The 15253-nt window shown below is 38.6% G+C and carries 12 protein-coding genes; 6 read left to right on the forward strand and 6 right to left on the reverse strand.

What is annotated here, in order from left to right:
* The first annotated feature begins 11 nt into the window (after nt 1-11).
* Both R2S57_RS17065 and R2S57_RS17070 read left to right on the forward strand, forming a co-directional pair.
* A complete protein-coding gene (locus R2S57_RS17065; protein WP_316846156.1) occupies nt 12-1202 on the forward strand; it encodes a serine hydrolase in 1191 nt (396 codons plus the stop codon).
* A 118-nt stretch (nt 1203-1320) separates the two neighbouring features.
* Nucleotides 1321-2364 carry a hypothetical protein gene (locus R2S57_RS17070; protein WP_316846157.1) on the forward strand — a complete coding sequence of 348 codons (1044 nt, stop codon included), beginning with the start codon at nt 1321-1323 and terminating at the stop codon, nt 2362-2364.
* A 156-nt stretch (nt 2365-2520) separates the two neighbouring features.
* Here the strand turns inward: R2S57_RS17070 and R2S57_RS17075 are convergent, their stop codons facing one another.
* The 5 genes from R2S57_RS17075 to R2S57_RS17095 all read right to left on the reverse strand — a co-directional run bounded on the left by R2S57_RS17075 (nt 2521) and on the right by R2S57_RS17095 (nt 7109).
* Nucleotides 2521-3081, reverse strand: coding sequence for a type 1 glutamine amidotransferase domain-containing protein (locus R2S57_RS17075; RefSeq protein ID WP_316846158.1), 561 nt, complete (start codon nt 3079-3081; stop codon nt 2521-2523).
* Between the two features lie 70 nt (nt 3082-3151).
* Entirely contained in the window at nt 3152-3844 is a 693-nt protein-coding gene (locus R2S57_RS17080) for a hypothetical protein (protein WP_316846159.1), read from the reverse strand.
* A gap of 3 nt (nt 3845-3847) precedes the next feature.
* The gene (locus tag R2S57_RS17085) at nt 3848-4594 is read right to left on the reverse strand and encodes a glycosyltransferase family 2 protein (protein WP_316846160.1); all 747 of its coding nucleotides are present in this window, start codon (nt 4592-4594) and stop codon (nt 3848-3850) included.
* A 134-nt stretch (nt 4595-4728) separates the two neighbouring features.
* The gene (locus R2S57_RS17090; protein WP_316846161.1) at nt 4729-5820 is read right to left on the reverse strand and encodes a YhcG family protein; all 1092 of its coding nucleotides are present in this window, start codon (nt 5818-5820) and stop codon (nt 4729-4731) included.
* Between the two features lie 8 nt (nt 5821-5828).
* A complete protein-coding gene (locus R2S57_RS17095) occupies nt 5829-7109 on the reverse strand; it encodes a glycosyltransferase family 4 protein (protein ID WP_316846162.1) in 1281 nt (426 codons plus the stop codon).
* A 173-nt stretch (nt 7110-7282) separates the two neighbouring features.
* Here R2S57_RS17095 and R2S57_RS17100 point away from each other — a divergent pair, with 173 nt between their 5' ends.
* The 3 genes from R2S57_RS17100 (at nt 7283) to R2S57_RS17110 (ending at nt 12960) form a co-directional block, all read left to right on the forward strand.
* Nucleotides 7283-10480: a S41 family peptidase gene (locus tag R2S57_RS17100; protein ID WP_316846163.1), complete on the forward strand. Its 3198-nt coding sequence runs from the start codon at nt 7283-7285 to the stop codon at nt 10478-10480.
* A 197-nt stretch (nt 10481-10677) separates the two neighbouring features.
* Nucleotides 10678-11427 carry a class I SAM-dependent methyltransferase gene (locus R2S57_RS17105; RefSeq protein ID WP_316846164.1) on the forward strand — a complete coding sequence of 250 codons (750 nt, stop codon included), beginning with the start codon at nt 10678-10680 and terminating at the stop codon, nt 11425-11427.
* 6 nt (nt 11428-11433) lie between these two features.
* The gene (locus tag R2S57_RS17110) at nt 11434-12960 is read left to right on the forward strand and encodes a rhomboid family intramembrane serine protease (protein WP_316846165.1); all 1527 of its coding nucleotides are present in this window, start codon (nt 11434-11436) and stop codon (nt 12958-12960) included.
* 5 nt (nt 12961-12965) lie between these two features.
* On the opposite strand, the gene R2S57_RS17115 is transcribed toward R2S57_RS17110, so the two are convergent.
* On the reverse strand, nt 12966-14417 hold the full coding sequence (locus tag R2S57_RS17115) for an alpha-L-fucosidase (RefSeq protein ID WP_316846166.1): 1452 nt from the start codon (nt 14415-14417) through the stop codon (nt 12966-12968).
* Between the two features lie 162 nt (nt 14418-14579).
* On the opposite strand from R2S57_RS17115, the gene R2S57_RS17120 reads away from it, so the two are divergent.
* Entirely contained in the window at nt 14580-15251 is a 672-nt protein-coding gene (locus R2S57_RS17120; protein WP_316846167.1) for a hypothetical protein, read from the forward strand.
* Nucleotides 15252-15253: the final 2 nt, after the last annotated feature.

Genomic DNA, 15253 nt, shown 5'->3' on the forward strand with positions numbered 1-15253 from the left:
AACGCCTGCCAATGAAAACCTTCAAAAAAGCACTCCTAATCCTGATTTATTCTTTTTTTCTATCGCTGCTTGCACTATTTCTTTGGAAGCCTTATCTGTTAAGCGTATTGAGATATCGAACGCCCAATGCCGAAACCTATAAAATCTTTCCGCAGGAAATTTCTCATAAGAGTGATTCAGCATTCCATTTTATCAGATCGGGCAAACAGCGTAATGATTTAGACACACTTCATGTTTTAGATGGAGATAACCGGTTTGTCCCGTTAAAGGAATATTTAAAAAATGGACATATCAATGTTTTTATCGTGATCAGGAATGATAGCATTTTATATGAAAAATATGACAAGGGTTATAGTGATAGTACGCTAACTTCTATCTTTTCTGGAGCGAAAAGCATGATTTCGATCTTGATTGGTCAGGCACTGAATGATCATGCTATCAAAAGTTTAAATGATAGGGTAACCCAATATATACCTGAGTTAAAATCCAACCCTGCTTTTGCGGAGATTACATTGAAAAATCTTCTGGATATGAAATCAGGTCTGGAATTTCAGGATGCGTTGGGTGGGATAGTTAAAGCATTTTTTTCTGATGAGGCCAAATACTATTACACCGATGATATGAGGGCCCAGTTGTTAAAGGTAAAGCTGGTAAACAAGCCAGGTACTGTTTGGGTCTACAAAAGCATCGATCCGATTTTATTGGGCTGGGTTTTAAAAAAGGCAACGGGTAAATCAGTTGCGCAATATTTCGATGCACATGTATGGAAGAAAATCGGTTCAGCCTACAATGCAACCTGGGGCTTAGATCAAGCAGATGGTTTAACAAATACCGCAAGCCGTTTCCAGGTTACTGCTATTGATTTTGCTAAGGTCGGCCGTTTATATTTAAATAAAGGAAGATACAATGGGAATCAGATTGTTCCGGAAAGCTGGGTGAATCAATCAACCAATATTGGTTCAGAACAGCCTGCCTCAGCAAAAGGTTGGCAAAAATCGGCACATCACTATCTTTGGTGGATTCCGCAAGAGGGAGACAATGGAGATTATGCTGCTGAAGGTATGCTTGGACAGCGGTTATACATCGATCCGAAAACGAAAACGATTATTGTACAGTTTGCAGATCATGGTGCGGGGAATTATCCCTATCGCAAGATCAGCCGGTATTTGAGCGGTTTGCCGTTTAAATATCCTGGGTCTTAACCGCAAAGTGCGCTGAGAAATGGTGCGAAGGACGCAGTGTAATGCAGAACTTTGTATTCTTTGCGGAAAACTTCGTGTCCTTTGCGGTTAAATTTTTAAAATGGTACATTGCCATTTCATGGAAAACAATGATGTAAAAATTTCAAAAAAGAAACCGATTTTTCCGGTTACCCCTGCTTTGCAGAAATATTTGCGTACCTATCAGCGCGAGGCGAAATTACCCATCGGTTATAATGATTTAATGCAGTTTAACGAGGCTTTTCCTTTGATGGATAAGTTTGGTAAAGATTCGCTTTGGGAAGGACCTATATACGCGCAGGATTTAATTGAAACATTGCATGATGGTTTGAAAGAAATTTATGCGAACCTTAAGGCATCTGGTAACCTGCGCATTGTTGAGCATAAATACATCGATAAAATTGAATATTGTACTTTCGGCAATACACACCCTTTCCGTATCCGGATTGTAAACCGTTTAAACGATGTTTATGATTATTTCTACATCAAAAAAGCCGATGCCTCGCGTATTTATGGACTGGAAATGGAAGAAATCCTTTCGCCGAATCAAGTGAATTATCTGGTTGATGGCGATACCTTGGTTGAGGAACACATTGCCGGGATTCCGGGCGATGTTTTTACAAAAGGGCAGTTATATACGCCAGAGTTTAATCCTACCAGGATAGCTAAAGAATTTGTAAAGTTTAACGAACGTTGTTTGATTATGCTTTTGGGCGATATGCGGGCCTACAATTTTGTGGTACAGATTACACCCGATTTTGATGATATCCAGTTCCGGATCCGGGCCATAGATTTCGATCAACAGTTTTATGAGGGGAATTTAAAGGTTTATCTGCCTCAGTTTTTTAAAGAGAACCTCCCATATGTAAAAATGAGCATGGAGCAGCTGACGGAAAAAACTGTACTGCAATATCAACAGGAAGAACGATCGTCGATTGTACACCGCGTAAGGAGCGAGCGGCACCGCTTAACTGATCTTCGTGATGTTTCTAATAAAGAAGAATTAACAACACCTGAAAACATTGCGCTGCTAAAACAGAGTATGAGCGATTATTTTAAGGATACAAACTATCTGCGCTGTAAAACCATGACTGATATTATTGAATTAAATATCAAAAATATCATCCGGCAGGTGAAGTTATAAATTCTGATTTTAAGTGGTGTAGGATGTTTACCATCCGACACGAAAAATAATCAAAAGGAATTTATCCGTCAGATGGTAACCTCTGACGGTATATAAAAACGGCTGGCAAATTTGCCAACCGTTTTTGAGTGAATCTAGAAAGAGCGTCCAAAGTTTTTAGGCGTGTTGCCCTTCATGAACACCTTCGGCAAATTCCTCTACAATTTTATCGTTAAAAGCAGGTAAATCTTTTGGTGTACGGCTGGTAACCAAACCCTGGTCTACCACCACTTCTTCATCCGACCAGATGGCACCTGCATTGATCAGATCCTGTGAGATGTTTTTTACTGAGGTCATTTTTCTACCCTGAACCACGTCTGCATTGATTAAGGTTTGAGGCCCGTGGCAGATTGCTGCAACTGGTTTTCCATCGGCAAAGAACGATTTTACAAAAGCCAAAGCATCTTCGTTAACGCGCAACTGATCAGGATTAATTACACCACCCGGTAAAAGCAATCCATTATAATCATTGGCATTTGCTTCCGAAATGGCTTTATCTACATCCACTTCTATCGACCAGTGATCGTGGTCCCAGGCTTTTATTTTTCCGCTTTTCGAGGAGATAATGTGAACGGTTGCGCCCTCTTCTTTTAACCTTTTTACTGGTTTGGTTAATTCTACTTCTTCAAATCCGCTTTCTGAAAGTACAGCAATAGTGCGGTTACTTAATTGTCCCATAATCTTTAAATTTTAATAGGTGATGTATTAAAGACAGTTGGGAAAAATTATTGTTTTTAGAAATTTGAGATTAAGGGATAATCTCGAGGGTGGTTAACTTGTTTAGCTGATAATTGTAAAGGGCTTCGTAAACTACTCTGCTCACAATTGTTTTGATCGCGATAGCATCTTTAAAGCCTTCCAGAGGATATTTAATTTGATAGCAAGTGAGTGATTTATTTTTCTTAAAGCCGATCTGTTTAAGCGTGATTATTGCGGATTTGGTAAAATATTGCTTAACTGAAATATCGGAGAATGGAGTTAATCTAATAATGATTTTATCTTTTTTGATTGAAAATTTGAGATAAAGATTTTCTTCTTTTCGTAGATGGAAAATAAAAGCACTGATCTTATTGTCTACCAGATCAAAAATGGCGTCATCAAACTCTTGTCCATCATTAAAATAGGCGGCTTTATAGCTGTTTAACTGATCAAGTTTTTGGTCAATCTGAGCCAACATATGGGTTCTATAATCCTCAGCTTTTTCAAGTCCGCTTCTATTAACATAAAAATCTATTGTTCTTTTCAGCTGTTCTTTTTCTCGTATATGAGGGTCGTGTAACAGTTCAATTAATCTAATCTGGTGCTGGATGTTTAACAGGATTTTAGAATTCAGGTAGATCGCTCTATTATCATTGTCGAGCCTATCGCTTTCGATCAAGGATTCGATCAGTTCCTTTTCTTGCTTGTAGATGGAGAGTAGTTCGTTAATTTCTTCATTCATACGCTAGTCATTTGTCCTGCGGTGTTTTACAAAATATAAAGCCAAGTTACCTGCAATAACAATATGATTGAAAATATTGGGTAACAAGCCATAATATTTGGTAAAGATGTTAAACCGTTCTTTTAAACTCTCGCGATGTTTTTTCTTGCTCATGCCACCAACGAGATATTTGGCCACATAACGGTGAACATTAACAATATTTGAGGCCTTTTTTGCCGCTTTGATAATCCAGTCGATATCGGCGCTGTATTTATAAGTTAAATCGTAAGGTGTAATGATGCTTCGGCGGATATAAATGGCCTGGTGACTGATATTCATGCCGTATTTAAAACTGGTCCAGTCGAACTCTTCTGGTGCTTCGTGCCTTCTTCGTCCTAAGTTTTCCCAGTTGTCATTATACATCTCAGTTTCCCCGTAGTAAATATCTGCACCTGGTTCGGACGAAAATATCTCTTCTACGGTATGATTATCGTAAATCTCATCTCCTGAGTTCATAAATAAAACATAATCACCGGTAGCTAGTGCCAGCCCCTTGTTCATGGCATCGTAAATACCCTTGTCGGGTTCTGATACAATTTTAGAAATCTGATCCCTGTAACGCTGAACAACCTGTATAGTGCCATCTGTTGATGCTCCGTCTATTACAATATATTCAATTTTTTTATACGTTTGATTAAGAACAGACTGGATGGTACGTTCGATATCGCGAACGTTATTGTAAACAATGGTGATGACAGTTAGCTTTGGCAAGGGTAATTTTTTGGGTTGGAGTAAATTTAATAAAGATTTTGCAAATTTCTCTGCGTGGAGGTGAAAATGAAATTTGACAAACATTTAGTTTATTCCCTCAAAAGAATGATGTTTTTTGTTGAAATTGTATGTAGTTAATCCATTAGTTTTTTTAACGTTTCAACATCTGGTAATAAACCCTTATAAGCAGGAGGCAATACCTTGCTGGTTTTATAAGTAGAAACACCCATTGCTTTATTAAAATCCCTGAAAGAGAATTCTACCACTTTATTGTTTTTTTCTTTACATAAAATGATGCCTATGGATGGTTGCTCATGTGGCTGTTTGATGTATTCATCAAGAGCTGAGAGATAAAAGTTCATTTTACCCATGTATTCGGGCTTAAACTTGCCGGTTTTTAATTCAAAAACCACCAAACATTGTAATTGGCGGTTAAAGAATAAAAGATCTAAAAAATATTCTTCCTCTTCTACAATTAAGCGGTACTGATTACCGATAAAAGCAAAATCAGAACCTAATGACATTAGAAATTTTTTAACGTTGTGTACGATTTCGCTCTCCAGCACCCTCTCGTCATTTTCGTCTGCATCTTCAATATTAATGAAATCCAATAAATATTCGTCTTTGAAGGTCTGTAATGCTTTTTGTCTTATTTCATCATTTGAAATCGTTTTGGAAAAATTGTTTGGTAATTTTCCTGTTTTTTGAAAAGTTTGGTTGTTAAGGTGATTTTTTAAGGTGCTCAAGCTCCAGAATTCAGACCTAGCTTTGTTTATATAGTATGCTTTTTCATCTAAAGATTTTGTATTTAAAATGATTTCTAGATGGTGTGAAAAACTTAGGTTAAAGAAACTATTTTCTATTTGGTCCGACACTGTCGGTCTAAATGTAATCACCTCTAATTCAATTGCTTGTAATTGGACCGACAGTGTCGGACTAATTAGCGAATGTTCTTCCCACGATTCAAAAAACAAACGCATCCGCTTCATGTTGGTTGCTGAAAACCCCCTCAGTCTAGGTAGTTCATTTTGCAAGTCGTTAGATAGATTTTCTAAAACTTTAGCACCCCATTTTTCTTCTTTAACTTTAACTGAAATAAACTTTCCAACTGCAAAATAGAGGGTTAATAATTCTTTGTTAACCAGGGTTGCAGCACGGTAACGGCTTTGCAAAATTGCCGATTTAAGGGCTTTAATATTGTTGAGATAACTTTTGCCTGGTTCCATGGTCAATTTTATTTCGGCTGTAAATCAATCAATGTTTCGTAAAGGTGAATATGTTCTGCAGCAATTACTTCCTCTGAGAAATCGGTTAGGATACTCAATCGGGCGGCCTTATGGATTTCTTCTTTATTGGGGCGGTGATAAAGCCACTCAATGCCATTAGCCAAATCTTCCGCATTTTCATACTCTGCCAGATAACCATTTTGCATGTGTTTAACCATATCAGGAATGCCCCCAGTAGTAAAAGCAACAACAGGTGTGGCACAGGCTAAACTTTCCATCACGGTATTGGGCAGGTTATCCTCCAACGAAGGTGTAATAAAAGCATCTGCAGCTGAATAGCATTTAGCTAAATGCTCATCTTTATTAATGGTGCCCAAAAATGTAGTTTTGAAAGGAAACTCAGGCATTTCGGCATTTTCCTTATTCCCGAAAATAACGAGTTCGATATTTTCTTTTTGTATTCCTGCCCTGCGTGATAGGATTTCTAAAGCTTCGATTAAATAGGGTGTTCCTTTATGTTTATCATTTTTTGAGGGCATAAATCCGCTCATCAGTACAAACTTATCTGGATTGATTTTTAAAATTTTCTTGGCCTCTGATTTAACGTAGGGTTTGAAAATTTTTGTCTCAATAGTATTGGGGATAACGGTCGCTTTTCTGGTACCCAATAAACTGCTAAACTTAACCGATGCCGCCATCCATTTACTAGGCGCTACGATATGAAAATTTAATTCGGTATAGGCTTTTTGTTTACGCAACCAGGTTTTGTGAGAAATATCATTTTTACCGCTGATCTTTAAAATTGGGCAATTGCCACATTGCTGGTGAAAGTTTTCGCAGCCATAACGTACGTGGCATCCACCTGTAAAAGCATTACTGTCGTGAAAAGTCCATACAATCGGTTTTTCCAGTTCATCAAGCTGAGCCAAAAATTTGGGATTTAGAAACCCATGATTCACCCAGTGTAAATGGATAATATCAGCATTTTTAACATCAGGGTGGTTAATTACCGAACGGCCAAACCATTGCAAACTGAAAGGTGTTTTTACCGATTTGCTTAACCATTTGGCATAATACCTTTCTGATAAAATATTATAAACCGCCCTGGCCTTTTGAAAAGGCGATTTACTAAAGGTATCTATTTTCGGGTTTTGCCCAAATTTATAGTAAACCAATACTTTTGAATCGATTCCACTGGCCTTTAAGGCATCACTTAAGCGCAAACAGGCTCGTCCTGCTCCGCCATTTCCATCATAGGTATTTAGGTGTACTACTTTCAAATCAATCAAAAATACATTTTATTGTTTACGAATATAAAATCTGTTGTGTATTTTCATCCTAATATTTTTTATCGCTTTTTAACTGTAGGATGGAGCCTTTAATGTTTAAAAAAATCATTTCATCAGTGTATGATGATTTTAAACAACCTGGTGCATGCATCCAAAGCCAAACAAAATAAATCATGATCAAATCCCTGCTAAAATCGCTCGCGACACTCGCATTTTTGTTGCCTGCTCATTCGTTTGCCCAAGGGCAAACCTACTTTGCCGCTTACCCTGCTTTAACGCCCGATGCGCAAACAATAGTATTCAGCTATGATGGAGATATCTGGAAAGTACCCGTAAAAGGTGGTGTAGCTTCGAGGGTTACAGCGATGCAGGGTGAAGAGATCAATCCGAAAATATCTCCTGACGGAAAGTGGATGGCCTTTTCTTCCAATCAGTTTGGTAATTATGATGTGTACATTATGCCTTTAACAGGAGGTGATATTAAGCAATTAACTTTTAACGATGCTGCCGATGAAGTAGACAACTGGAGCTGGGATTCGAAAACGATCTATTTTACTTCCGGTCGTTACAATTCTTTTTCAAGTTATAAAGTAAGTGTAAACGGGGGTACAGCAGTGCGTTTATTCGATAATTATTTTAATACCACACATCATATTGCCGAATCGCCGGATGGTGAACTGTTTTTTAGCGATACCTGGGAAAGTTATCGTTTTGCAAACCGCAAGCACTACAAAGGTGCTTACAATCCTGATATTCAATCTTACAATCCAAAATCAAAAAGTTACAAGCGTTATACCGATTATATTGGAAAAGATTTCTGGACCAGTGTTGATCAAAAAGGAAATATATTTTTCGTGTCGGACGAGGGAAATGAAGAATACAATCTTTACACCTTTATTGGCGGTAAAAAAACAGGTTTAACCAATTTCGATACCTCTATCAAACGCCCGTTTGTTTCGGCAAATGGAACTACCGTAGTATTTGAAAAGGACTATCAGGTATATACTTATGATGTAGCCTCGAAGAAAACGGAGAAAGTCAATATCAGCACTTCACGGAATCAGGTTTTAAGTAAGGAACAAGAGTATGACGTGCGTGGCAATATTTCTGCCTTCGATGTTTCTACAGATGGGAAAAAGATGGCTTTTGTGTCCCGTGGTGAGGTGTTTGTGAGTGATGCAGATGGAAAGTTTATCCGCAAGATTACCAATAGCGGAGAACGTGCTTTGGAATGCAAATGGCTGGCAGATAATAAAACGATTCTGTTTAGTCAAACCGCTAACGGTTATCAAAACTGGTTTACCATTACTGGTGATGGAAAAGGATCTGTAAAACAACTAACCAAAGATAAAGCAAACGTACGCGACATCACTTTAAACAAAACCAAAACCATGGCCGTGTACCTGAGTGGTAGAAACGAACTCAAGCTCATGGATCTTAAAACTTTTGATGCCAAAACATTGGTAACCGACGAGTTTTGGGCCCTGCAGAGTGCTGCACCAAGTTTTTCGCCAAATGATGAGTATGTGCTTTTTACTGTATACCGAAATTTCGAACAGGATATTGTGGTGCATCACATTAAAGGCAATAAAACCATCAATTTAACCAATACCGGCGTTACAGAAACTGGCCCGGCGTGGTCGCCTGATGGAAAATATATTTTCTTTACCAGTGCGCGCACCAAGCCGTCTTATCCAACCGGGATGGCAAATGCGCACATTTACCGCATGGCGCTTGATAATTATGATGAGCCATATCGTTCTGATAAATTCGATGATCTGTTTAAAGAAACAAAACCTGTTCCAACAGAAGTTAAGCCTGTAGTAACTGATAACAAAAAGGATAAAAAAGGGAAAATCGATACTGCTAAAAAGAAAACAGAGGTAAAGCCTACGCCAAAACCTGCGAACGTAATTACCATTAATACGCAGGATATTCTGGATCGGATTGAGTTGGTTGGCCCTTCATTTGGTGGACAGTACGGAACTGATGCTTTTGCCAAAGGTGATAAAACCTATGTTTTCTATTCGTCTAACCATGAAGGTGGTGCACCAGGGCTTTACCGTACTACCATTGAGCCTTTCGAAGCCAATAAAACCGAAAAGGTTGCTGATGGTGGCGATTATTCGATTGTATCATCAGGGGATAGATTTTTCGTATTATCAAGAGGTACGATCAACAAATATTCTTTGGAAGGAAATAAGCTTGACCGGGTAGATCATGGTTATAAATTTACCAGAAACCTGAATGCCGAATTTAACCAGATGTTTTACGAAACCTGGGTGGGCTTGGATGAAAACTTCTATGATGAAAAATTCCATGGTGTAGACTGGGATAAAATGAGAACGCGTTATGCAGCTTATCTGCCTTATGTGAACAACCGTAGTGATTTGAGACTTTTATTGAACGATATGCTTGGCGAGCTAAATTCTTCGCACATGGGTTTCAATAGTGCAGGGGCAGAAGAACGCAAAAACCTGACTTACATCACCAATGAAACAGGAATTATTTTTGATAATGAAAATCCTTTAAAGGTTGAACGTATTGCAGCCAAAAGTAATGCCGCCCATACGGGAACCAATATTTTGGCCGGAGATATTTTAACGGAAGTAAACGGAGTTAAGGTAGATGAAAAAATAGACCGCGATTATTACTTCAGTAAACCATCCCTAGACAGAGAAATAACCCTAACCTTTAAACGCAATGGCAAAGATATTTATGTAAATGTACATCCAGAAAGTTCGGGTACTTTGCGCGGAAATCTTTATGATGAGTGGATCACACAAAACCATAAAAATGTAGACAAATGGAGTAACAATCGCATTGCTTATTCCTACATGAAAAATATGGGTGGGGGAGAGTTAGAAACTTTTCTTTTAGATATGGTTGCACAAGAAGAAAATAAAGAAGCCATCATCCTCGATCTCCGTTACAATACCGGCGGAAACGTGCACGATGATGTTTTAAAATTCCTTTCTCAGCGCCCTTATTTGCAATGGAAATACCGCGGTGGCAAATTGGCTCCGCAAAGTAATTTTGGTCCGGCAGCCAAGCCGATTGTACTGCTTGTTAACGAACAATCTTTAAGTGATGCAGAAATGACAGCTGCAGGCTTTAAACAATTAAAACTGGGCAAAATTATCGGTACAGAAACCTACCGCTGGATTATTTTCACCTCAGCAAAAGGTTTGGTTGATGGTTCCTCTTATCGTTTGCCATCATGGGGCTGTTATACGATGGATGGTAAAAACATCGAAAAGGAAGGCGTAAAACCGGATATTTTTGTGAAGAATACTTTTGAAGACCGCTTGGCCGATAAAGATCCTCAACTGGAAAAAGCCGTAGCAGAGATATTGAAAGACCTTAAATAGAGTTAATCGGTTAACTGTTTAAATCGGTTAATTGAGTATGTATTTCGTCATTGCGAGGCACGAAGCCTGCCTGCTGCAGGCAGGCTTCGTGCCTCAGCATTAATGATCATCATTATAAATACGCAGGATCAACCTGACATTTTTATAAATAACTTCTCAATTTTTTCCGTTTCTTTGGGATTGGAATTATTTAAAACATGGCAAATTTATTAACCGACAGGGCTTTTTGGGTAAATTATTGGGAAAGTAAAAAAGGACTTGCGGTCCAGTTACCTCCAAACTATTTATTTCACCAGCAGTTGGCAGATGTGATCCAAAAGAACAATGTGAAAACGGCCATAGAGTTGGGCGGTTTTCCTGGTTATTATGCCGTATTTCTGAAAAAGTATTTCAAACTGGATGTTACCCTTTTGGATTATTTTGTTCATCCTCCCGTTGTAAAAGAACTTCTGGAAAAGAATAATTTAATTGACAGTGATATTCACATCATCGAAACGGATCTTTTTAATTATACACCAGAAATGCAGTACGATCTTGTGCTGAGCTGCGGTTTGATTGAACATTTTAACGATACAGCCGATATTATTAACCGCCATATCGCCTTTGTAAAACCGGGCGGAACTTTGTTTATTACCCTGCCAAATTTTAAAGCCGTTAACGGTTGGTTCCAGAAAAATTTTGATAAAGAAAACTATGATAAGCACAATATCGATAGCATGGACCCAGCATTGCTGAAATCGATCTGCGAGCAGGCCGGACTTAAGGAAGTAAAATCTGGTTATTTTGGCCGGTTTAGTGTATGGTTGGAGAATGAAAGGCAGAAATCGGCCAGCGTTCGTTTATTCAAAAAAGCAGTTTGGCTTACCGGAAAAATATTCACCAAGATTATCCCGTTCGAAAGTAAAAATCTATCACCTTATATTATCTTAGCAGCGAAAAAAATCTAAAACGCTATGTCACTCAGCTGGGGGTATTCTCCTAAAATTGAAAAGTATATTCCTTTGGCCGATTTTCCGGCAGATCAATATTTAATTGTTGCTAAGCAAGCCATCGAAAATTTGGGATGGAGTTTGAGCCATGTTTCTGAAACTGGTTTAATTGCCTATACGCCTATATCCTTCCAGTCGTACAGTGAAGAAATATCAATCCGCATCCATGGAAATTTTGCTGTGGTAAAAAGTGAATGTGTAGGTATCCAGATGTTTTTCAACGATTATGGCAAGAACGATCTCAACCTCGAAAAGTTTTTTCATGAGTTCGAATACGTTGAGTTTCATCTCAGAGATGTTTGGGAAGAAAGTTTGTATAATTTTCATCAGTTTATTGCCATACAGGATGATCAGTATTTTGAGAAAGCACCTTTGGCAACGAAAAACAAGATCAAAAATGTACTGTTCCTGTTTTTTCCTCAAAAAGGGTATGCGGTAACGCCGATTATTGTTCTTTTTAATGTTTTTTATTACATCGCCATCTTCCTTTTTTCGGTGGTATTTATGGCTGGCCTGTCATTAAAAAATGGCAGTGCTTCTCATGATGATTATATTGAAGAAATGAAACGGCTATCTTTAAATTTTGGCGTTAACCAGCGCAATTTGGTGCTAAGCGGCGAATATTGGCGTTTAATTACCCATCAGTTTATCCACGGGTCAATTTCGCATTTGTTCTTTAATATGTATGCCCTGGTTTATCTGGGTTTGATGATTGAGAATAAAATGGGCTGGAAAAAATACCTCTTTATTTATTTGCTGGGTGGTATTTGCGGTGGCTTGGTCAGTTTGATTTTTCATCAGGAAGGGATGATGATGGGGGCTTCAGGGGCAATAATGGGCTTGTATGGAGCATTTATTGCTTTATTGATCACTAAATCTTTCGAGCGGAAAGCAACAAAAGCTTTGTTGGTAAGTACATTAATGGTATCACTTTTGGTGCTGGTGAATGGTGCTTTTGGTAAAAGGGTCGACAATGCCGCACATATTGGAGGTTTTGTTTCGGGCTTTATTTTTGCCTATATACTTACTTACAAATGGGACAAAACTTTCGAAATTAAAAACTGGGCAAGGTATGCGGTTTCGGTTCTTTTATTCCTGATGTTTTTTAGTGGTGTTCTCCACTTTAGCCCAACGTACAGAACAGAAGAATACCGTAAATTAAGAAATACCTTTAACGGTAACCTGGGTTCTATTAACAACATTATGTATTTAAAAACTTCTTTGCCAAAAGAGGTTAAACTCAGCTCGATTAAACAAGATGGCATTGAGCCAATGGAAAAGAACCTTGCTATAGTGAAGGAAATGAAGACCTTAAAATTAAGGCCCGAAGATGTTAAAGAACGTGAAAAAATCATTAAAATCAGTAAAGCATCGTACAGCGCAGTAATGTTGATGTACCGGGATATTAAAGCAGATAGCACTAACCGTTACAGCAAACAAACATCCAATGCTTTAAGTGAGGTGTTCGAAATTCTTTACAAAAAAGATTGAGGTGCTTATCCGGTTTTTTTGTATAATCCGATTTCACTTAAGGTAATACAAACCGGAGATTTAGTAATGTTTATTTTTACTTTATCAGTTGTAACCGGGTTATCCAGTTTGATCAACCGTTTAGCGCCGATACTGGTTCCATCGTAAACTTTTCTCCAGTCATTGTTTTCAAACACTTCTATGGTGTAAGCTTCTATGCGCTGGCCCAAGGGAATGTACTCCTGTAAGCTGATAATATCGAAAGTTTTAGCTGTCTTTAAATCGATTTCTAAACTCGCTTCATGGCTGTCATCTTGTGTAGCCCAATAACTTTCTCTGTTGTTATCGAGCAAAGTAGTGGTGACATATTTTTTACCCCGGCTATTACTGGCTTTGATCTGTGCGTTTTGAGCCAGATTATTTCCGAAGGTATGTTTAACCATGTCTCCAAATGTTTCCAGTGCCGCAACATCATCTGCATGGAGCTGGCCCCGGGTATCGGGTGCTAAGCCAAGGTCCAGGCCTGCACCACGGCCAACACTCTTTAAATACAGGTCGAATAAGGTTTCTGGTGTTTTAGGTTTTTCGTTGGCATGATAAAACCATCCTTTTCTTAAAGGCACATCACATTCTGCAGGCATCCAGAACTTGCCATTTCTAATCCCTTCAGGACTTTCTGGATAATTTGCCTGACCAGGAACAGCCACATTTTTTCCGGCAGGGGGCATTGGTGTAAAGGTTTCCCATGAGGTTTCTGCTGCATGACCGTCTTCATTGCCTACCCAGCGGATATCTAAACCGATGTCGCTAAAGATATTGGCCATTGGTTGCATTTTACGTGTAATGGCCCAGGTATTGTTCCAGTCGTAATAGGTTGTATTATCTATCGAACGTTTTTCTTTGGCACCGCCATAATAACCGTCGCCACCGTTGGCGCCATCGTGCCAGCTCATAAAAAGTTCACCAAAATTGCTGTAAAGCTCTTTTAACTGGGCCTGGTAAATGGCCAGGTATTTGTCGGTACCATAAAGGGCATTGTTCCGATCCCAGGGAGAGCAGTAAACGCCAAACTTTAAACCATTTTTGCGCACAGCCTGTTCTACCTCTTTAACCAGGTTTCCCTTTCCATCCCGGAATGGACTTTTACTAATGTTGTATTCCGTTGTTTTGGTTGGCCAGAGGGCGAAGCCATCGTGGTGTTTGGCAACCAGTATAATGCCTTTTAATCCACCAGCTTTTGCTGCTTTTATAATCTGGTCGGCATTAAAATCGCTAGGGTTAAATGTTTTCGGATCGGCATCGCCAAAACCCCATTCTTTATTTTCGAACGTAGTTGGTGTAAAATGGATTAAACCATATACTTCGATATCGTGCCAGGCCAGTTGCCTTTTTGATGGTAAGGCACCATAAGGTTTCGGTGGCGATTGGGCGAAAATACTTGTGGATAGGAATAGAAAAAGAATTAATAAAGGTTTCATAACAGTATAGCTTAGATAAAACTAAAGTACAAATAATTACTCCCCAAACGCAAGAGTTAATCAATATTTAACCTATTGAAAACGTGGAGGTGAAATTATTTTTACATCTTGAACGTTACATTGATCCATCAAACATTTAATTTCTGTATACGTTAATTAATCATGAGCGCTTTTACCCAGACCCCTCCCGATGGTGGTACAATGTACACCGAAACCAATCTTGGCCAGCTTTTTCCTGAACCTTTTAATACGATTACGAGTTGCTTTTTTTTGGGTATTGCGGTATACTGGACGATTAAACTTTGGGGTAATTTTAAACAGCATACTTTTTTAAGTATTGCACTGGCATTGCTTTATATCGGTGGGATTGGAGGCACTACCTATCATGGATTCAGGCGTTGGCCTGTTTTTATCATGATGGACTGGATGCCGATCATGTTGCTGTGTCTTTCTGCCGGGGTTTACTTCCTCTCTAAATTAACAAAGTGGTATTTTGCTATTTTAATTGTAGCCGTTTATGCTTTCTTTCAGTTTTATGTGCGAAGGCTTTTTAGCCAAGGGGATTTTCAGATTTTTATCAACATCAATTATGCTTTTATGGCCGCGCTGGTTTTATTCCCAGTGTTTGGTTACCTTATTAAAACAGAATGGAAAAATGGAAAATGGGTAGGTTTTGCCCTGCTTGCTTTTGTATTTGCCCTCACTTTTCGTATCGCTGATAAATGGGATATACTAAGCATTGGTACGCATTTTTTGTGGCATACCTTTGGTGCTGTAGCATCTTTCTGTATGCTTAATTATATTTATTTGGTTAACTTTAAGAAAGTTAACTAAAA

It is taken from the genome of Pedobacter psychrodurus (assembly GCF_032678585.1).
Lineage (GTDB): Bacteria > Bacteroidota > Bacteroidia > Sphingobacteriales > Sphingobacteriaceae > Pedobacter > Pedobacter psychrodurus_A.